The sequence below is a fragment of the Apibacter sp. B3706 genome (assembly GCF_011082725.1).
Classification (GTDB): domain Bacteria; phylum Bacteroidota; class Bacteroidia; order Flavobacteriales; family Weeksellaceae; genus Apibacter.
In genome coordinates this window covers 58144-77127 of record NZ_CP049715.1, presented here as the reverse complement: position 1 = coordinate 77127, position 18984 = coordinate 58144, and the positions used below count along the sequence as shown (strand labels likewise).

The 18984-nt window shown below is 31.4% G+C and carries 21 protein-coding genes and 1 tRNA gene; 9 read left to right on the top strand and 13 right to left on the bottom strand.

Annotated features, from left to right (window positions below):
* Positions 1-12: 12 nt before the first annotated feature.
* Together nuoF and nuoE are read right to left on the bottom strand one after the other, a co-directional pair.
* Positions 13-1344 (bottom strand): NADH-quinone oxidoreductase subunit NuoF, encoded by a 1332-nt coding sequence (nuoF, locus tag G8C41_RS00360; protein WP_160556953.1) that lies wholly within the window; start codon positions 1342-1344, stop codon positions 13-15.
* 31 nt (positions 1345-1375) lie between these two features.
* Positions 1376-1906 (bottom strand): NADH-quinone oxidoreductase subunit NuoE, encoded by a 531-nt coding sequence (gene nuoE / locus G8C41_RS00355; RefSeq protein WP_105296755.1) that lies wholly within the window; start codon positions 1904-1906, stop codon positions 1376-1378.
* A 409-nt stretch (positions 1907-2315) separates the two neighbouring features.
* Here nuoE and G8C41_RS00350 point away from each other — a divergent pair.
* Positions 2316-2397, top strand: a tRNA-Leu gene (locus tag G8C41_RS00350).
* Between the two features lie 239 nt (positions 2398-2636).
* Here G8C41_RS00350 and G8C41_RS00345 read toward each other — a convergent pair.
* The 4 genes from G8C41_RS00345 to G8C41_RS00330 all read right to left on the bottom strand — a co-directional run bounded on the left by G8C41_RS00345 (position 2637) and on the right by G8C41_RS00330 (position 4903).
* On the bottom strand, positions 2637-2867 hold the full coding sequence (locus tag G8C41_RS00345; RefSeq protein ID WP_166005768.1) for a hypothetical protein: 231 nt from the start codon (positions 2865-2867) through the stop codon (positions 2637-2639).
* Between the two features lie 79 nt (positions 2868-2946).
* A complete protein-coding gene (locus tag G8C41_RS00340; RefSeq protein ID WP_166005767.1) occupies positions 2947-3840 on the bottom strand; it encodes a type II CAAX prenyl endopeptidase Rce1 family protein in 894 nt (297 codons plus the stop codon).
* 12 nt (positions 3841-3852) lie between these two features.
* The gene (locus G8C41_RS00335; protein ID WP_166005766.1) at positions 3853-4092 is read right to left on the bottom strand and encodes a hypothetical protein; all 240 of its coding nucleotides are present in this window, start codon (positions 4090-4092) and stop codon (positions 3853-3855) included.
* A 481-nt stretch (positions 4093-4573) separates the two neighbouring features.
* Positions 4574-4903: a DMT family transporter gene (locus tag G8C41_RS00330; RefSeq protein WP_160541723.1), complete on the bottom strand. Its 330-nt coding sequence runs from the start codon at positions 4901-4903 to the stop codon at positions 4574-4576.
* A gap of 326 nt (positions 4904-5229) precedes the next feature.
* On the opposite strand from G8C41_RS00330, the gene thrA reads away from it, so the two are divergent.
* From thrA to G8C41_RS00300, 6 genes are all read left to right on the top strand, one after another.
* Positions 5230-7677: a bifunctional aspartate kinase/homoserine dehydrogenase I gene (thrA, locus tag G8C41_RS00325; protein ID WP_166005765.1), complete on the top strand. Its 2448-nt coding sequence runs from the start codon at positions 5230-5232 to the stop codon at positions 7675-7677.
* A gap of 264 nt (positions 7678-7941) precedes the next feature.
* On the top strand, positions 7942-8883 hold the full coding sequence (locus tag G8C41_RS00320) for a homoserine kinase (protein ID WP_166005764.1): 942 nt from the start codon (positions 7942-7944) through the stop codon (positions 8881-8883).
* A gap of 24 nt (positions 8884-8907) precedes the next feature.
* Entirely contained in the window at positions 8908-10203 is a 1296-nt protein-coding gene (gene thrC, locus G8C41_RS00315; protein WP_160568925.1) for a threonine synthase, read from the top strand.
* 250 nt (positions 10204-10453) lie between these two features.
* Positions 10454-11161, top strand: a complete 708-nt coding sequence (gene pyrH, locus G8C41_RS00310; protein WP_105296761.1) for a UMP kinase — start codon at positions 10454-10456, stop codon at positions 11159-11161.
* Between the two features lie 43 nt (positions 11162-11204).
* The gene (frr, locus tag G8C41_RS00305; protein ID WP_160541719.1) at positions 11205-11759 is read left to right on the top strand and encodes a ribosome recycling factor; all 555 of its coding nucleotides are present in this window, start codon (positions 11205-11207) and stop codon (positions 11757-11759) included.
* Between the two features lie 79 nt (positions 11760-11838).
* A complete protein-coding gene (locus G8C41_RS00300; protein WP_166005763.1) occupies positions 11839-12693 on the top strand; it encodes a prephenate dehydrogenase in 855 nt (284 codons plus the stop codon).
* Positions 12694-12851: 158 nt separating this feature from the next.
* On the opposite strand, the gene G8C41_RS00295 is transcribed toward G8C41_RS00300, so the two are convergent.
* The 6 genes from G8C41_RS00295 to G8C41_RS00270 all read right to left on the bottom strand — a co-directional run bounded on the left by G8C41_RS00295 (position 12852) and on the right by G8C41_RS00270 (position 16316).
* Positions 12852-13361 (bottom strand): DUF2480 family protein, encoded by a 510-nt coding sequence (locus G8C41_RS00295; protein ID WP_166005762.1) that lies wholly within the window; start codon positions 13359-13361, stop codon positions 12852-12854.
* A gap of 21 nt (positions 13362-13382) precedes the next feature.
* On the bottom strand, positions 13383-14063 hold the full coding sequence (gene trmD / locus G8C41_RS00290) for a tRNA (guanosine(37)-N1)-methyltransferase TrmD (protein ID WP_166005761.1): 681 nt from the start codon (positions 14061-14063) through the stop codon (positions 13383-13385).
* Positions 14064-14368: 305 nt separating this feature from the next.
* Positions 14369-14530: a hypothetical protein gene (locus tag G8C41_RS00285; RefSeq protein WP_160568920.1), complete on the bottom strand. Its 162-nt coding sequence runs from the start codon at positions 14528-14530 to the stop codon at positions 14369-14371.
* Positions 14531-14621: 91 nt separating this feature from the next.
* Positions 14622-15023 (bottom strand): hypothetical protein, encoded by a 402-nt coding sequence (locus G8C41_RS00280; protein ID WP_160568918.1) that lies wholly within the window; start codon positions 15021-15023, stop codon positions 14622-14624.
* A 115-nt stretch (positions 15024-15138) separates the two neighbouring features.
* Entirely contained in the window at positions 15139-15834 is a 696-nt protein-coding gene (locus G8C41_RS00275; RefSeq protein WP_160568916.1) for an NUDIX hydrolase, read from the bottom strand.
* Positions 15835-15839: 5 nt separating this feature from the next.
* Positions 15840-16316: an Lrp/AsnC family transcriptional regulator gene (locus tag G8C41_RS00270; protein WP_105296768.1), complete on the bottom strand. Its 477-nt coding sequence runs from the start codon at positions 16314-16316 to the stop codon at positions 15840-15842.
* Between the two features lie 228 nt (positions 16317-16544).
* On the opposite strand from G8C41_RS00270, the gene G8C41_RS00265 reads away from it, so the two are divergent.
* Both G8C41_RS00265 and G8C41_RS00260 read left to right on the top strand, forming a co-directional pair.
* Positions 16545-17450, top strand: a complete 906-nt coding sequence (locus G8C41_RS00265) for an ion transporter (protein ID WP_255466945.1) — start codon at positions 16545-16547, stop codon at positions 17448-17450.
* Between the two features lie 21 nt (positions 17451-17471).
* Positions 17472-17903 (top strand): nucleoside deaminase, encoded by a 432-nt coding sequence (locus G8C41_RS00260; RefSeq protein WP_160568914.1) that lies wholly within the window; start codon positions 17472-17474, stop codon positions 17901-17903.
* Between the two features lie 11 nt (positions 17904-17914).
* Here the strand turns inward: G8C41_RS00260 and G8C41_RS00255 are convergent, their stop codons facing one another.
* Positions 17915-18979: an inorganic phosphate transporter gene (locus G8C41_RS00255; RefSeq protein WP_160556941.1), complete on the bottom strand. Its 1065-nt coding sequence runs from the start codon at positions 18977-18979 to the stop codon at positions 17915-17917.
* Positions 18980-18984 lie beyond the last annotated feature (5 nt).

Sequence of the window (18984 nt, the reverse complement as noted above, 5' to 3'; positions counted from 1 at the left end):
AAATTACTTTTGTTAAATAGTTGCATATTCAGCTATACCATAATTTTTTGTTAAACATTCTGGATTATTTATATGCCATTGGAACTCATCTCTAAAATGTCTAATAGCTGCTGCAACCGGCCAGGACGCTGCATCTCCTAAAGGACATATCGTATTACCGTCTATCTTACTTTGTATATTCCATAGCAAATCGATATCGTCGTATGTTCCCCGTCCTTCTTCTATTTTTTTTAGTATTCTGTACATCCATCCGGTCCCTTCGCGACAAGGTGTACATTGTCCACAACTTTCATGATTATAAAAACGCGCCAGAGTCATCGTATGTCTTACTATACACTGGTCTTCATCTAACACTATAAATCCACCTGAACCTAAGGCTGTTCCAGTAATAAACCCTCCATCTGCCATACTTTCGTAATTCATCAAACGGGTTTCGCCGTTAGCTGTCTTTAGTAATAATTTAGCGGGTAAAATAGGAACTGATGATCCACCCGGAATACAGGCTTTCAATTTTTTACCTTTAGGTATTCCTCCGCAATATTCTTCGCTGAAAATAAATTCTTCTATACTTAAATTGAAGTCAACTTCATATACTCCCGGTTTATTCAAGTTTCCACAAGCGGAAATTAATTTAGTCCCCGTAGATCTTCCTACTCCCATTTTAGCATATTCTGCTCCGGTTATGGAAATAATAGCCGGTACAGTTGCAATGGTTTCTACGTTATTAACCACGGTAGGGCATTGGTATAACCCTTTAACGGCCGGAAAAGGTGGCTTCAATCTAGGATTACCTCGTTTTCCTTCTAAAGATTCCAACAATGCGGTTTCTTCTCCGCATACATAAGCTCCTGCACCGCGTTGAACATAAATTTCCAGATCATATCCTGTATTTTTTATATTCTTACCTAAAAAGCCATTGGCTTTTGCTTCTTGTATTGCGTGTTCTAAGATCTCGGGAATCCAAGAATATTCTCCTCGTATATATATATAGGAAACGTTGGCTCCTAAACAAAAAGATGAAATAAGTATACCTTCTATTAATTGATGAGGTATATATTCCATTAAATATCGGTCTTTAAAAGTTCCCGGCTCTGATTCATCTGCATTAACCACTAAATAGCGCGGCACTCCTTCCGGCTTAGCCAAAAAGCTCCATTTCAACCCCGTAGGAAATCCGGCACCTCCACGCCCTCTAAGTCCACTGGTCTTAACTTCTTCCAAAATTTCATCAGGAGTCATTTTAAGGGCTTTTTCCGCTGCAGTGTAGCCTCCATGCTTTCTAAAAACTTCAAAAGTTTTTATTCCTTCTACATCAATATTTTTAAGCAATAATTTTTTACTCATTATATTATAATATATGCTTCTAACTTATTGTTTAATCAATTGCAATATTTCCCGCCCTGCAAAGGTCAATGATTTCATCTACTTTTTCTTTTGTCAGATGTTCATGATAAAATTTACCAATTTGCATCATAGGGGCATACCCGCAAGCGCCTAAGCATTCTGCCGGTTTTAGAGTAAACATACCATCTGCGGTTGTTTCTCCTTCTTTTATCTGCAATTTTTCTTTAATATGTTCTATGATTTGATCGCTTCCATTTAACATGCATGGACCGGTTCTACATACTTCCAACACATATTTTCCGACAGGCTGCATATTAAACATTGTATAAAAAGTAGCTACTTCATATACTTCTATTGGTGAAATATTTAATAAAGAAGCCACATAATCCATAACAGGGACATCTAGCCATCCTCCAAATTCTTTTTGAGCCAAATGCAACACAGGAATTAAAGCAGATTTTTGCTTACCTTCCGGATATCTTGCAATTATTTCATGTACTTTATTTAAGGATTCGCTGCTAAAAACTATCTCTTTATCAGGGCTTACACCGTTTTTAGTCATTTTTATTTTAATGTTAGGTTGCAAATATACAATAATGAATTTTACTTGAAAAGTTTAAGTAACTGTTTTTAATCTATATTTAACAATCTGGAATCATTATAAATAACACAAAATAACTGTTTTATAGTGATTAAACTGTTTATAAGAACCTTTGCTCACCTTATTTCGGGTTAAATTTACTTTTTATACATTCCTTATTCCTATAAGATTTGTTTTACAACGCATTATCTTACTCTATTGAAATTTATTCTCATTCATTATTAGTATATTTAAATGAATAGTCCTTACTAAAATAGTTTGATTTTTAAATTATATTGAATCAATGTATTAATCAAAATCTCAAAAAATAATTAAAATATTATTTTCCGTTTTATAAAATAAATGTATATTTGCAGTCCAAAACCAGTAAGCGGATGTGGTGGAACTGGTAGACACGCTAGACTTAGGATCTAGTGCCGTGAGGCGTGGGGGTTCGATTCCCTTCATCCGTACAAAAATTAAAAGCAATTAACTGAATAAAGGTTAGTTGCTTTTTTATTTTATAGAATTTTCAAAACTATTGCACGATTATATTAACACTAAGAATGATTTCTAATACCATCTTTGTAAACATATTCAAAATATTTTAACGTCTCTTTATAAGAATATTCGCTTATGGATGTAAAAAGATCATATTTAGAGGCTGTTTATTTATTTCCTAAATAATTGTAAATTGTTCGTTCATGTTCAATTAAACATGATTTTTAAATAGCTTCAACCTATTTAGCATGATTCGATTCTTATCATTTGAAAATATGCCTAAACTAACTCCGACAGATATTTCAATAGGAGTACAACTTGTAATCATTCTTGACAGGTATTTTAATAAAGTATAAATACTGTTTTGAGAAAATTTATTTATAAACTGTTCCTCAACAATGATCTTATAAAGCTCTAGGGATGCTAAAAAGATAGCTTCCATAATTTTTTTTATTCAACAATTTACTGGATTTTCATTTATTTTTTTAAAAAAATTTAAAAGAGATATTCTTATTATAAATTTATGAAATAAAATTTAATGGTTCATTTGTTTTTTTACTTAAAGTAAAATCTATTAAAAATACTGTTAATACTGAGAAAAACATTAATAATCCAATAGGGCCAAATAAATCATTATAATCAATCTGTATAAAAGCTAACGTTTGTTCAATAGCATTAATCCCTCCGTGTAAAGCGCCAATGACAAATAGGCTTTGTGTTCTTTTTAAGGCAAAAGAAAAGTAGAATGATATAGCAATACATAATAAAACCATCATAAGAATCCCCCAATAAGGGTGGTTAGGATAATTATGTCCAGATATTATTATGGGTGTGTGCCATGCTCCCCAAATGATCCCGATTATTATATTTTTTTTAAAAAAAGAAAAATTTAAATTTTTCTCTAAAAAGCCTCTCCAACCAATTTCCTCCCCCAAAGCAATGAAACCATTTATAGATATTGAGGACATTAAACTTGCGATGAACATTAGTGGAACCAATAGGAATAATAAATAGTCGATTTTTAATATAGATGGTATTTTTTGTAAAATTTCTGGACTTAATTGTCGATAACTTGTAATTAGTTTTCCAAAGGGTTCAATTTCTAATACATTCCCAAATAAATACCCATAAAACATCACTAAAATCGGAAGTAACAAATTGGTTATCAGCAGATATTTAAAAGTTTGTTTCCAGTTAATATTTTTAAAATTTAATTGAAATTTTTCTGATGTTACCAAAAATTTCCTTTTTTCTACTTTAAATGCTACTAAAGCAGGAGTAATCATTAATAACAATGTGAATAGTAACTGAATGGGATTAACAGTATTTTGTGACTTCGGAATATTCCAGATAATTACCCCTATTATACCTGATATAAGATAACATATACTTATAAATGCAAGAACTTTCTTCATTTATAACAGGTTTTAATTTTCATATAAATATACTAATTTTCCTAATTTATAATACTTCTCTGATATGTCATATTGGCTAATTTCATTCTCTGGTTTTCTCTTAATGAAAATATCTATTTTTAACTTTAACAAATCTTTACTTATTTCAATATCATCATTATTATCTAGATTGAATATTTCAATAATATGGTTTTCTAATTTACCTAAATCATCTTTCTCTTTTTTTACTCCTGCAAGTTTATCATAAGGCAAATCATGTTGTTTACCATCACTTTTAAACCAAAATTTTCTATGTGAAATATAACCTGTATTAATAAAATAGGTCTATTTCGTTCTTATAAATTAAGCGAAGTGTTATTGCTCTTATTTCCAATTTAGATTTGCTTCAATAGAGAAATTAACTATTAGCCAAGGTTTTATGATTTATAATTGCGCTTATACAAAAGCAAGAATATGAATGATATTTGCACGATTATATTGTATTTAATTAGATTATTTTACACCTATTTATATTTATACATTTTATATAAATATATTTAATAATAATCTAATGTAAATAAATTATAAGGTTCAACTCCCTTCATATGCATCAAAATAAATAGCAATTAACTAATTGAAAGTTAATTGCTTTTTTTGTTTTATAAAATTTAGTAGATTAAATCGTTTTTAATTATGTATAAAAATTTTAAATAAATTCTTTTGTAAATTATAATAAACAATTAATCAATTGCTTTTAGTGATTAGATACAAATTTAAGGCCTACTATGGAGCTAACCAGAGTAATTATAAAAAATATTCTCCAAAAGGTTGCCGGTTCTTTAAAAACAAATATTCCTAACAATACTGTGCCCACTGCTCCTACACCGGTCCATACTGCATAAGCTGTACCTAACGGAAGGGTTTGAGAAGCCTTAATCAACAATAACATGCTCGAAATCATACAAATTAAAAAACTGATATACCAATAGTATACGGCATTTCCTTGAGAATTTTTTGCTTGCCCTAAACTAAAGGTAAATCCGACTTCAAACAAACCGCCGATAATTAACAAGATCCAATTCATATTTTTCTCTAATAAGCTTTTATTTTCCACACAAAAATAAATAAAAACTTATTTTTTATTTAATATGGTTTATATCTTTATATATAATGTATTTATATATAATTAACAATCTTGAGCTGTAATACTTCTGTTAAATCATAATTAATTTTTTATCAAACATTACATAAAAATAACTGATCTTAAATTATGCATATATTTAATTCAAAGTTTTAACAACTTATCTGAATATACTTTTATTCTATAAAAAATATTTAAATGCATTTTCAAGTAATATTTTTTAATCCTATAAAATTTCACTAAAATTGTAACCAATTGATAGTAATCGTATGAAAATAGTAAAATTTGGAGGATCATCTGTCGGTTCCGGTCAAAGTATACAAAATGTACTTAATATTCTGCAGAACAAATATGCTTCAGGCGAAAAATTTATAGTTGTATCATCTGCCATGAGCGGAGTTACCAATATTTTAACGGAACTAGCACAAATTGCCTCTGAGGGAAAGGATTTTAAAAAAGGTCTTATTGAAATTGAACAAAGACATTTTACGGTTATTAAAGAAATGATTACGGTTAAAAATCAAAATCCTGCATTTACTCAGATTAAGATTTTTATAAACGAGATCGAAGATCTTTTGCAAGGAGTCTATAGCTTGAGGGAACTCAGTCTTCAAAGCAAAGATCTTATTTTAAGTTATGGAGAAAAATGCTCCACTTTTTTATTGAGTCAAATAGCCAAACAATATTTTTCAGAAAGTATTTATGTAGATGCTTCAATCCTTATAAAAACAGACAGCAATTTTGGAAATGCCCGAGTACATACTCCCGTTACAGAACATTTATTGCAAGAGTTTTACAAAGAGCATTCACATCAAATCATGTTTTTTACAGGTTTTATAGCCTCCAATGAAAACAATCGAATTACGACATTAGGAAGAGGAGGCAGTGATTATACGGCGGCCATAATAGCTGCCGCCTTAGATGCAGAAGAAATTGAGCTTTGGTCTGATGTAGACGGTATGTTAACCGCAGATCCTCGTGTCGTAAAAAAGGCTTTTTCATTATCTGAACTTTCCTATACGGAAGCAATGGAATTATCTTATTTTGGAGCGAAAGTTATCTATCCTCCAGCCATGATTCCGGCTTTTCGAAAAAAAATACCTATTGTATTGAAAAACACCTTTAATCCTTCTTTTAAAGGAACAAGGATTGAAGAACATACTCATAAAAATGCATACCCGATTCGGGGTATTTCTTCCATAGATGAAATCAGCCTGATCAATATTACGGGAAGCGGAATGATTGGCAAGATTGGCTTCAGCGGCAAACTTTTTTCTTTATTAGCACGCGAACATATTAATGTAATCCTTATTACCCAATCGTCTTCCGAACACAGCATTACATTTGCCATTGAGCCCAAGGATGTTCATAAAGCAAAACAGCTTTTCAACAATGAATTTGAATTGGAACTGGAAACCAATAAACTAAATCCGCCAATCATTGAAGAAAACTTATGTGTATTAGCCATAGTTGGTGAAAATATGAAACAAACCCCGGGGATTTCGGGCAAGCTTTTCCAGGCTTTAGGACGTAATGGAATCAACATACATGCTATTGCACAAGGATCATCCGAATACAATATTTCGGTTATAATAAAACGTAAAAATATATCTAAAGCTCTGAATGCTGTTCATGATGCGTTTTTCACTCAACTAACTAAAACACTTCATGTATTCAGTGTAGGAACAGGAAATATCGGGGCAACCTTGTTGCGACAAATCGATGCTCAAAGTGATTTTTTACGTGAAAACAATGGTATTGAAGTAAAGATAAACGGAATAGCTAATTCCAGAAAAATGATTATTGATGAAGAAGGCATTGATCTTACACAATGGCAAGAAAGAATAAATAAGGGAGAACCCTCTAATTTGGATGAATTCATCCAAAAAATAAAGTTATTGAATCTTTCCAACTGTATTTTTGTGGATAATACTGCAAGTCCAATGACCGGAACTTATTACAAAGAACTTTTCGAATCTAATGTTTCGGTAGTTACCTGTAATAAAATAGCTAATTCCTCTTCATATAAAGATTATAAAGATTTAAAAGATACTGCCAGAAGAAGAGGCGTCGATTTCTTTTATGAAACGAATGTAGGAGCCGGATTACCCATCATACGGACTTTAAAGGATTTAATGACCAGCGGGGACAGGATCATCAAAATTGAGGCTATTTTAAGCGGTACTATTTCTTATATATTCAACAATTTTAGAGGCAATACTTCTTTTTATGAGATTGTTAAAAAAGCTCATGAATTAGGCTATACGGAACCGGATCCTCGAGAGGATTTGAGCGGAAAAGATTTTATGCGTAAAATGATAATTCTCGCGCGTGATGCCGGATATCAAATTGAAGAAAAAGATGTTGAGTTAGGAGCTATCCTTCCTGAAAGCTGTTTCAAAGCTCCCTCGATTGAAGACTTTTATGAAGAATTAAAAAAATCTGATTCTTATTTCAACGAGCTGAAAGAAAAGGCTGAAAATGAAAATAAAGTATTACGATATATAGGAAAGTTGGAAGATGGAAAGGCTTCCGTAAATTTGGAATTCGTGGATGCTTCTCATCCTTTTTACAATTTAACGGGAAGTGATAATATTATCTCATTTACAACAGAGCGATATAAATTTAATCCATTGGTAATAAAAGGTCCGGGAGCAGGTGCTGAAGTTACCGCAGCGGGGGTTTTTGCTGATCTTATTAATGTAGGAGCTAATTAATTTTTTATAAAATCTAGATATCTATTAGATTTTAGGTTGAAAACTATTTTTTTTAATTTAGGTATAGGCTTTATTATAAAATAAGACATATAAAATTTATTAAAAAATAGGACAACTTAATCGCATCGTAATATTTAAGAAAAGTATTAAATCTTATAGAATTATAAACCTGATACACCTATTGTTTAAAAAAGTTAGTCTTTTGAAATCACATATAATTAGCTTACATTTGTCTCACTAAAAATTGAACGTTTTCAAATTTCGATGAAAGAAAAAGATAGTGTGCATGTATTTGCTCCGGCGACTTCAGCTAATTTTATTTGTGGATATGATATTTTAGGATTAGCGTTGAATGAGCCGGGAGATGAAGTTTTTTTAAAACGCGTGGATGAACCCGGAATAAGAATTACTAAGATAACCGGAGATCAAGGACTTTTACCTACCCATCCGGATAAAAATACGGTAAGTGCATGTGTAAAAATGATTCTCGATTTTTTAGGTAAAAAAAATTACGGAATTGAAATAGAACTTCATAAAAAAATGCCTATCGGTAGCGGTCTGGGCTCTAGTGCTGCAAGTACAATAGCGGGTCTGTATGCTATTAACCAGCTTTTAGGAGAACCATTATCTAAAAAAGAACTGTTGCCTTTTGCCTTAAAGGGTGAAGAACTGGCTTGCGGGCATGGCCATGCCGATAATGTTGCCCCTTCTTTAATGGGTGGGATAACTTTAATTAGAAGCTATCAACCGTTGGAAGTAATTAACCTTCCCGTGCCTACGGAACTTTGTTGTTCCATTATTTTTCCTCATGTAGAGGTTCAGACTCGCGCAGCCAGACAAATTTTAAAGAATAAAGTTGAACTAAAAGACGCCGTTTCCCAATGGGGAAATATTGCCGGATTAATAACAGGTTTATTTACAGAGGATTACAACTTACTGTCCAGAAGTTTACAAGACAAATTAATTGAACCTACCCGTTCCATTCTTATACCCGAATTTGAAGCCATGAGAAGAATTGCTATGGAATGCGGGGCCTTAGGTTTCGGTATTTCAGGTTCCGGACCTTCAGTAGTTGCTTTTACCAAAGGAATTGAAACAGCAAAAACAATTACTTCAAAACTTAAAGAACATCTTAAAAATCACGAAATAGAAAGCAATGGTTATTCCTCTCCTATAAATTGTAAAGGAGCAACTGTACTTTCATAATTCAGCCATATAATCTACTCTATCATGAAACTATATAGCACAAATAATAAAAATCTTTCCGTTTCTTTTAAAGAAGCCGTATTTACCAGCTTTCCTTCTGATAAAGGATTGTATATGCCTTGGCATATCCCAAAATTATCGGAAACTTTTATTCAGAATATTACGGATTATTCTTTTCCTGAAATGGCTTTAGAAATTGCCCATTCTTTTATTGGAGAAGATATCCTTAAAAAAGACTTGGAAAAAATTATAAAGGAAACGATTAGTTTTGATGCCCCATTGGTATCACTAGAAGAAAATTTGGCTGTATTGGAATTATTTCACGGACCTTCGTTAGCATTTAAAGATTTCGGAGCTCGTTTTATGAGTCGACTTATGGCTTATTTATCCGACAAAAACGATAAAACGTTGGATATTCTGGTGGCTACTTCAGGAGATACAGGAGGTGCTGTCGCTTTAGGTTTTTTAGGGGTTGAAGGTACTCGGGTAACTATTTTATACCCGAAAGGTAAAATCAGTGAAATACAAAGAAAACAATTGACTACAAACGGTCAAAACATTAGAGCTTTGGAGGTAAATGGAACTTTTGATGACTGTCAGGCTTTAGTTAAAATGGCTTTTAATGATGCTGAACTTAATTCAAAATTACGATTAACTTCTGCTAATTCCATCAATATTTCAAGGTTATTGCCGCAAACTTTCTATTACCTTTATGCTTATGCTCAAGCAGTCAAAAAGAATAAGAAAGATATAGTTTTTGTAGTTCCCAGTGGAAATTTTGGTAATATTGGTGCCGGGTTACTAGCCTATAAATCAGGTCTCCCTGTAAAACATTTTGTTGCAGCTACTAATGTAAATGATACTGTTCCCGTATATTTACAAAAGGGTTCTTATGAACCTAAACCATCCATACAAACTTTATCTAACGCCATGGATGTAGGAAATCCTAGTAATTGGGTACGAATAACCGATTTATTTAATGAAAGCTTAGATTCTTTGCGTAATCTTATATCTGCTTATTCATTTACAGATTCAGAAACGATGAACGGTATTAATGAATTATATGAAAAATACAACTATATCGCTTGTCCTCATACTGCAGTTGCTTATTTAGCTGCAAAGAAGTATAATCATCCACAAGATTTCACCATATTTTTATCTACTGCTCATCCTTGTAAATTTATGGATGTATATCCTGAAAACTTAAAAAATAAAATTATTATACCTGAACAAGTAAAAGAGTTGGATCATAAAATAAGTTCGGCTACGCCTCTTGAAAATAATTTTTCCGATTTGAAAACATTTTTAATGAATTCATAAATCGTAAAATATGTTTAATTCTTAAATGGAAGTGAGAACAGCACATTAAGGGAAAAATAAAAAGCAGTTACATTTTTTAAAAAATTCCTTATTATATTTGCATACAGAAATTTAACATAAATGATTTTATTACTATTTATAGTACTTTCTGTAACTATTTACTTTCTTTTAACTCTTCTATTTAAGTATATAGCATTACTATCCTTTTCGAATTCATTGTCAAAAAATAATAAATATACGCTAGTTAATCATGAAATATAAAAGAATACTTTTAAAGTTAAGTGGAGAAGCTTTAATGGGAAATCAACAATATGGAATAAGCTCTGAAATTCTTCAAAGTTACTCTAAACAGATAAAAGAAATTTCTGAAATGGGAGTAGAAATAGCAATTGTTATAGGAGGCGGAAACATATTCAGAGGAGTTGCGGGAGTTGCTACCGGTATTGACAGGGTTCAAGGCGACTATATGGGAATGCTTGCCACGGTTATTAACGGAATGGCTTTACAAAGTTCTTTGGAGGCAATGGGAGTACATACCCGATTGCAAACTTCCATAAAAATGGATCAAATTGCAGAACCTTTTATTAAGCGAAGAGCTGACAGACATTTGGAAAAAGGAAGAGTTGTAATTTTTGGTGCAGGAACCGGAAACCCTTACTTTACTACTGATACAGCCGCTACATTAAAAGCTATCGAAATTAACGCTGAAGTTATCTTAAAAGGGACTCGAGTAGACGGTATTTATGATACAGACCCGGAAAAAAATAAAAATGCAGTAAAATTCAACAGTATTTCATTTGATGAAGTTTATAAAAAAGGACTTAAAATTATGGATATGACTGCTTTTACGTTAAGTCAAGAAAATGCGCTTCCTATCATTGTATTTGATATGAACAAAGAAGGGAATTTAAGAAAAATTATTGAAGGTAAAGAAGTAGGAACTTTAGTTTCTATTTAATTAATTAATAGTTTATATTTGCAAGGCAACTTATCTGAAAATTATGGAAGAAATAAATTTAATTATAGATACGACTAAGGAAAGCATGGAATCCTCTCTAAAACATTTAGAGTCAGCTTTTAATAAAATACGAGCAGGGCGGGCTAACCCACTCATGCTACAAAACATTTTAGTGGAATATTATGGGACTCCTACTCCTTTATCTCAAGTTGCCAATATTTCCGTTCCCGATGGAATGACTCTTAGTATACAGCCTTGGGAAAAATCTACTTTGGGCGCTATTGAAAAAGCTATTTTTCAATCCAATTTAGGCTTTACTCCAAATAATAACGGGGAAAATATTATTATTAACATTCCTCCTTTAACAGAAGAAAGAAGAAAAGACTTAGTAAAACAAGCAAAAGCAGAATGCGAAAATTCTAAGGTTGGTATTCGAAAAGCCAGACAAGAAGCAAATGCCGATATAAAAAAGATAGAGAGTGCTTCAGAAGATGAAAAGAAAAATGGAGAAGAGCAAATACAATCGTTGACTGATAAATATGTTAAATTGGCAGAAGAACATCTTTCCGTTAAGGAAAAAGAGATCATGACAGTATAAGCCGTTCTTAACATACTTTTAAAATACCCAATCGGTTTCTTTTTTTAAGAACCGATTTTTTTTATCTTTGAATCTTTATATGTCAAAAACTATAAGTGTCATCGGATTAGGTTTGATTGGAGGTTCTATAGCTCTGGATCTTAAAAAAAGCGGATTTGCTTCAAAAGTTATAGGGACCGATAAGTCTAAACTTCACGAAAAAGAAGCCTTGGAATTATCCATTGTCGATGAAATTATGCCGATGGACGAGGCAATACGTTCTTCCGAATTAACCATTCTATCCACTCCGGTCGATGTAAGCATTAAACTTCTACCTCACCTATTGGATATTCTCCCTGACGGTTCGGTACTTATGGATGTGGGAAGTACTAAATCTTCTTTGATTGAAAAGGTTAAAAATCATTCAAACAGAAAATCATTCGTCCCTTCTCATCCCATGGCAGGAACGGAATATAGCGGTCCATCTGCTGCCTTTCATGGTTTATTTAAAGATCGGGCTGCTATCCTATGCAACTCCAATGAATCTCATCCAAAAGCAGTTCATCTGGTTTCTCAAGTTTATTATCATTTGGGATCGCGACTTATTCTTATGGATGCGGAATCTCATGATGAACATGTGGGGTATGTTTCACATCTTTCTCATGCTATTTCCTATGCTTTGGCCGTTTCCGTTCTTGAAAAAGAAAAAGATGATGCTGCCATATTCAATTTAGCATCCGGAGGGTTTGCTTCTACTGTTCGACTGGCTAAAAGTTCCGTTGATATGTGGCTTCCTATTTTTGAACAAAATTCCAAATATATTCTACCTATTCTTACTACTTATTTGGAAAAGTTGACTAAATTTAAATCTTATTTGGAAAATGGAGAATCTAAACATTTATATGAATTCATTAAAGAAGCTAACCGAATAAAAAATAAGTTAGAGAAAAAATAATCGTTGAATTATTAGCTTCAGTTTTCTAAATTTTACTTTTTCAAAAACTTTTATTAAGTTAATAATTTCACAGTCAAATACTAGTGAATGAAACAGTTAAATAACTAAAAATTATTAACAATTTTTTATTCCTGTCAGTAATTTTTTGAAATTTTAAATTATAATTTTTTCTTTTTGAAAATAGGAACAGTACTACAAGCCTCTCCAAACATTAAGGAAGAAGCTATAGGCTTAAGTTTTTGTATAAGTTGTAAATAAGCATTTTGTGGAACGGGTTTGCGTGAGCAGCCTTTAATAATAATTTTTTTATCTTTATAACTATCCACGTCCATTTTATCTATAATTTCTGTAAATATGTCTCTTTCCAAATCCTCTAAAGTGCCGAATGATATTAACTTTGCCACTCCTGTTAAATAATTAGCAATTAATAGATATGACCAGGAAGGCACAATTGCATCAGATGTACAAGTTACTGCTACATAAGCATTTTCATACATTTTCCAATCCAATTTTGAAAGACTCTCACGAAACTCTTTTTCTCTTAAAACTAAACCTTCATATAAATAGTCTTTTAAATCAAATAGCATCCTGGGTTCTTTAGGATAAAAATCTTCTAAATCTAGAGTAATGAGTCCGCTTTTTTCGACTTTATTAATTATTTCATCCATAATTTTTAATTAATAGTGGTATTAATTTTCATTTAGTAAATCGGGTCTTCTCTCTTGTGTATGTTTGTAAGACATTTCCTGTCTCCATTCATCTATCTTTGCAAAATTACCACTCAAGAGTATATCCGGAACTTTCAAATTTTTATATTCTTCCGGACGGGTATAAACCGGAGGTGCAAGTAAATTATCTTGAAATGAATCGTATAAGGCAGATGTCTCATCACTTAAAACCCCGGGTATCAGCCTGACTATGGCATCAACCAGTACACAAGCTCCTAATTCTCCTCCGCTTAGTACATAATCACCAATAGATATTTCACGGGTAATATATAAATCACGTACTCTTTGATCTACACCTTTATAATGCCCACAAAGTATAATTATATTTTCTTTTAGTGAAAGTGTATTGCATGTTTTCTGATTTAAAGTATCGCCATCAGGAGTCATATAGATAATTTCGTCGTATGATCTTTGGGAAAGTAGTTGGGAAATACATTTATCAATCGGTTCAATCATTAAAACCATTCCTGCACCTCCTCCATATTGAGTATCATCAATCTGCCTATAATTTCCCTGTCCATAATCCCGTAAATCATGGAAATATAGTTGTACCAATCCTTTGTCTTGCGCCCTTTTCATAATTGATTCTTCTAAAGGACTTTTTAGTAGTTTTGGCACCGCACTTATAATATCTATTCTCATACATTTTTAATTTGGCAATGATTGAAATACAAAAGTAACGTTTAATGATTAATTATATCAACCGACAATGTTAACTAAGTCTTTATTATTTTAATTTAGCTATTAAAAAAATTCTCAGTATTTTATGGCCTTTTTATTAATTCGAATATCTACATATTTTAAATTCAGCCGATTCTGACCTTTGGATCATTTAAGATTTTCGTATATATACAGAAAAAAATTATATATTACAATTATAACTAACTTAAAGGATTACTGAGTATTAGAACTATATAGCTATAAATCAATTGAATTTGTTATATGGGCTAAATGATAATATCCATGCCATGTAAATAACCGATTACTTGCTCATTAGCTGTCTTATAGTCCATCCACCCGATCTGTAAGGCGTATCTAACTGCGTGTCTTATAGTGGAAGTACTGCTTGTTTTAATCTTTCCGGAAAAGATTTTAATTGAGTAATCCATAAAGTTATATCTTCTTTAGATATGTTTTCAGGAATTTTAAAAGTGCCTATAGGATATTTTAATTTTTCAATATTTTGTATGATCGTATCATTTAGTTAAAAAATTTCCATCGAGGTATTATGGGAACTAAAGCAAAACCTATAAATAAATATAAGCCGTTAATTGCATCAAGCTCTTCAAATCCTAACGATAAATGAAATAAAATATCTACAAATAAGGTCAAACCGAAAAGAAAAACTCCCCATTTTTTAAAATAATAGGTACTGATCGATCCGATAATCATTACTATTCCTAAAATGATATTTAGAATAAAAAACCAAGCGGGAGCACCGGGAAAATAAATTTTCATAAAGCCAAGAATACCCAGAAAGATAGGTATAAAGCCCATAAAGCCCATGTAAATACATGAAAGAATAAAAGGTATTGATTTTTTTTCTTTTACTTCAAAATATTCTTTTGGGCGCTTTCCGAAAATTTCTTCATCACTACTCATATATTATTATTTAGTAACTTAAGTAAATATACAACATTTATAATGGTATATAAAAAATACAGGAGGAATAATATTCCTCCTGTTCATCTAATTTATGAAGTATTTTTTGATAATTTTAAAATAAAAAATCGTATCCTTTTAAGCTAAGTTTCTGATATTTTTCTTCATCAAATTTATACAATTTTGCTGATTTTCTTGACGAGGAATTATCTGTTAAACCTGTTTCTAAAATCAATTGAGAATTAACAATTTTTTTTCTAAAATTCCTTTTATCCATTTCTCGATTTAATGCGGTTTCATACAACTTTTGTAATTGCGAAATGGTAAAATGTTCCGGTAATAGATAAAAACCTATGGGTCTTCTTTTAACTCTCCGTTTCAACCGTTCTTTTGCATAATCAATGATTTCATTATGATCAAATGCTAAGTCCGGGATTTTTGAGTATTCAACCCATTCTTCACCTCTTTCTTTAGTGTATTGCAATAGTTCTTCATCTAATTTTACCGTTGCGTAGTAAGCAATGTTTACTACCCTTCCTAGTGGATTTCTAAAAACTTTTGCAAAAGCTTTTAGTTGTTCAACAAATATGTGGTCTTTTTGTGTATGTAAGAATAATAATTTTTCTACATTTGAATCAATGCCCTCATGGGCTTTCACATAAACTGAGGGAAGTCTTGGAGCTCCTTTAAAAGGTCCATTTTTTGTATCATTACTTAATAAAATACGCAGCATTTCCCCATCAAACCCAAATAAAACCAAAGATACAGAAATTGCTACTTTAAAATAAATTTCTTTTTCTTCAGGAAGCATTATTTTTATTTAAACAAAGCATCCATTAATCGGTTTTGATCATTGATGCTTTCTTCTAAAGAAATCATACTTTCTGTTCTTAATACGTCATCAATATCATCTATTTTATAAATAACATTTTTTGCATCTTCAGCATCTTTTGCGCTGATTTTACAATAAATATTGTATTTACCTGAAATTACATTAGCGGTTGTTACGTTTGGTATTGCTGCTAATTTTTCTAATACACTTTGAGTTTTGCTTGATTTGGTTAATAAAATCCCAACATAAGCTATAAAACTATAACCTAAAATATTATAATCAATATTTAAACATGTTCCTTTAATAACTCCTACATCTTCCATCTTTTTAACTCTTACGTGTATTGTTCCTGCGGATACATCCATTTTTTTTGCAATCTCGGTAAAAGGCATTCTGGTATTAATAGATAAAAATTGTAAAATTTTCTTATCAGTTTCATCTATATAAAATTTCTCTTTCATGGTAAAAAACTTTATTGTTTGTTAATTTAATTTATCTTTATTTTACAAATATATAAAATTAATCTTCAACCTATACATGTTTTTATATAAATTCTTTAAAATATAAACAAATTCGCTACTAAATGAACAATTCAGGGTATTCATTTTAAGTATAATTAATTTTATTTTTATCTTTGTTATCATATTAATTAATAATAAGATAATTTTTTTACTATTAATAATTTAGTTGTGAAAAAAATTGTAAAAGAAATAAAATTATTTTTTATAGGTAAGACACCGGAATGTAAAAAAGGTACTGCCATTTGGAAGGCTGAACTTCACGACATTATTTTTGAGTCTGATACGGTGAAAGGTAAAATATTTGACATCATTCTTCTCTTTTTCATCACTTTAAGCACTCTAATTATTATGTTGGAAAGTGTTCCTGGTATTAGTTCAAAAATCGGATTTTGGCTTTATATACTGGATTGGTGGGTTACTATTTCTTTTACCGTAGAGTATATTTTAAGAATATCCAGTGCCAAAAAAGCAAAAAAATATTCGACCAGCTTTTATGGAATTATTGATTTATTATCGATCATTCCAACCTATTTAAGTATTTTTTTCGTACAATCGCATTATTTAGCCATCATACGTATACTAAGGCTTTTGCGAATCTTCAGGATTTTTAAAATGGGTACTTATATCGATGAAAGTAATTCTCTTTTAATTTCCTTACGACGAAGTAAACGTAAAATTTTTGTATTCTTATATTTCATCATAATTACTACGTTAATCTTAGGATCTTTAATGTATGTAATTGAAGGAGGAAGAAATCGAGAAAGTTTTTCCAGTATTCCTCAATCGATGTATTGGGCCGTAGTTACTTTGACAACTGTTGGTTATGGAGACGTAGCTCCTGTAACGGTCTTAGGGAAAATTATTGCATCGGGAATTATGATTTTAGGATATTCTATTATTTCCGTTCCGGCAGGTTTGTTATCTGCTGAATATACCAGACATAAAAAAAATCAATTAAACAGTAAAAAGTGTAATTTTTGTAATACCATAAATAATGAAGCGGATGCTATATACTGTAAACATTGCGGTCATATTTTAAATACTCCTACTAAAAATAATGATTTAAACAGTTGATTTAAAATTTTATAACTAATCATGTTTACCGATGAATACTATATGAAAATAGCCTTACAACAAGCTAAAGAAGCTATGTATAAGGATGAAGTCCCGGTGGGTGCCATTATAGTCAGTAATAACAAAATTTTAGCTAAAGCATATAATTTAACTGAATTATTAGTTGATGTTACGGCTCATGCCGAAATGCAAGCTATTACCGCTGCCAGTAATTTACTGGGTGCAAAATATCTTACTAATTGTACTTTGTATGTTACCTTAGAGCCTTGTACAATGTGCGCCGGAGCTTTATATTGGTCTCAAATAAGCAGAGTTGTTGTAGGGGCATCAGATGAAAAAAGAGGCTTTCAGTCTAAAGGCTTATCTCTTCATCCTCAAACGGAATACGTATCGGGAGTTTTAAAAGATGAATGTTCTTTATTGTTAAAAAATTTTTTTTCGTCTAAAAGATAGGCTTATTAGTATTACATAAAGAGTTTAACTATAGAATAAACGATCATTGCTAATACTGCACTTACCGGAATAGTTAGAACCCATGCCCACAATAATTTAATGGTAATTCCCCAGCGTACGGCAGATACCCTTTTAACCAATCCTACTCCAATTATTGAACCTGTTATAGTATGGGTTGTACTTACCGGAATCCCCCAATGTTCACTAAGGAATAAGGTAATTGCACCGGATATTTCTGCTGTTACCCCTTCTAAAGGAGTTACTTTCGTAATACGAGTTCCCATTGTTTTAATAATTTTCCATCCTCCTGACATAGTTCCTAAAGCAATTGCTATAAAACTGCTTATGGGCACCCACCAATAATCGGTTGTAAAATGCTGAAATCTTTCGGCTGTCGTTAGATTAACATATTCTGCAGAATGGGCAATATTCACTTCATAGAAGATAAAGGCTGCACCAATAATTCCCATTACTTTTTGAGCATCATTACCTCCATGACCTATACTAAAAGCTGCAGAAGACACTAATTGTAATTTTTTAAACCATTTATCTGCTTTGTAAGGATTGGCATTTCTACAAATATTCATTATTATGAGTGTAATGATGGATGAGACGATCATTCCAATTATCGGTGCTATGAAAATAAATAAAATAATTGGGATAACTACGGGATAATTGACTACTGTTTCTCCTGCTTTACTGAAACCGCCAACATGAGCAACAGCCGCTCCTATAAATCCTCCTATTAATGTATGGGATGAAGAAGAAGGAATACCCGCCCACCAGGTAAATAAATTCCATATGATTGCAGCTACCAGTCCTGAAAAGATAACTTCGAGAGTAATAAAATTCTCATGAACAGATTTTGCTATCGTATTTCCTATTTTAAATTCTCCTACGATATATAAAGAAACAAAATAGGCAACAAAATTAAAAAATGCTGCCCATAATACTGCCTGGAATGGCGTTAATACTTTTGTCGATACAATCGTGGCTATTGAATTTGCCGAATCGTGAAAACCATTAATATAATCAAATATTAATGCTAATATGACGATGGTTATAAGTAGAGTCATGAAAA

What these genes read in the sequence shown, in the direction of transcription:
- nuoF (WP_160556953.1), bottom strand. Translation starts at nt 1,344, where the DNA reads ATGAGTAAAAAATTATTGCTTAAAAATATTGATGTAGAAGGAATAAAA.
- nuoE (WP_105296755.1), bottom strand. Translation starts at nt 1,906, where the DNA reads ATGACTAAAAACGGTGTAAGCCCTGATAAAGAGATAGTTTTTAGCAGC.
- G8C41_RS00345 (WP_166005768.1), bottom strand. Translation starts at nt 2,867, where the DNA reads ATGGAAGCTATCTTTTTAGCATCCCTAGAGCTTTATAAGATCATTGTT.
- G8C41_RS00340 (WP_166005767.1), bottom strand. Translation starts at nt 3,840, where the DNA reads ATGAAGAAAGTTCTTGCATTTATAAGTATATGTTATCTTATATCAGGT.
- G8C41_RS00330 (WP_160541723.1), bottom strand. Translation starts at nt 4,903, where the DNA reads ATGAATTGGATCTTGTTAATTATCGGCGGTTTGTTTGAAGTCGGATTT.
- thrA (WP_166005765.1), top strand. Translation starts at nt 5,230, where the DNA reads ATGAAAATAGTAAAATTTGGAGGATCATCTGTCGGTTCCGGTCAAAGT.
- G8C41_RS00320 (WP_166005764.1), top strand. Translation starts at nt 7,942, where the DNA reads ATGAAAGAAAAAGATAGTGTGCATGTATTTGCTCCGGCGACTTCAGCT.
- thrC (WP_160568925.1), top strand. Translation starts at nt 8,908, where the DNA reads ATGAAACTATATAGCACAAATAATAAAAATCTTTCCGTTTCTTTTAAA.
- pyrH (WP_105296761.1), top strand. Translation starts at nt 10,454, where the DNA reads ATGAAATATAAAAGAATACTTTTAAAGTTAAGTGGAGAAGCTTTAATG.
- frr (WP_160541719.1), top strand. Translation starts at nt 11,205, where the DNA reads ATGGAAGAAATAAATTTAATTATAGATACGACTAAGGAAAGCATGGAA.
- G8C41_RS00300 (WP_166005763.1), top strand. Translation starts at nt 11,839, where the DNA reads ATGTCAAAAACTATAAGTGTCATCGGATTAGGTTTGATTGGAGGTTCT.
- G8C41_RS00295 (WP_166005762.1), bottom strand. Translation starts at nt 13,361, where the DNA reads ATGGATGAAATAATTAATAAAGTCGAAAAAAGCGGACTCATTACTCTA.
- trmD (WP_166005761.1), bottom strand. Translation starts at nt 14,063, where the DNA reads ATGAGAATAGATATTATAAGTGCGGTGCCAAAACTACTAAAAAGTCCT.
- G8C41_RS00285 (WP_160568920.1), bottom strand. Translation starts at nt 14,530, where the DNA reads ATGGATTACTCAATTAAAATCTTTTCCGGAAAGATTAAAACAAGCAGT.
- G8C41_RS00280 (WP_160568918.1), bottom strand. Translation starts at nt 15,023, where the DNA reads ATGAGTAGTGATGAAGAAATTTTCGGAAAGCGCCCAAAAGAATATTTT.
- G8C41_RS00275 (WP_160568916.1), bottom strand. Translation starts at nt 15,834, where the DNA reads ATGCTTCCTGAAGAAAAAGAAATTTATTTTAAAGTAGCAATTTCTGTA.
- G8C41_RS00270 (WP_105296768.1), bottom strand. Translation starts at nt 16,316, where the DNA reads ATGAAAGAGAAATTTTATATAGATGAAACTGATAAGAAAATTTTACAA.
- G8C41_RS00260 (WP_160568914.1), top strand. Translation starts at nt 17,472, where the DNA reads ATGTTTACCGATGAATACTATATGAAAATAGCCTTACAACAAGCTAAA.
- G8C41_RS00255 (WP_160556941.1), bottom strand. Translation starts at nt 18,979, where the DNA reads ATGACTCTACTTATAACCATCGTCATATTAGCATTAATATTTGATTAT.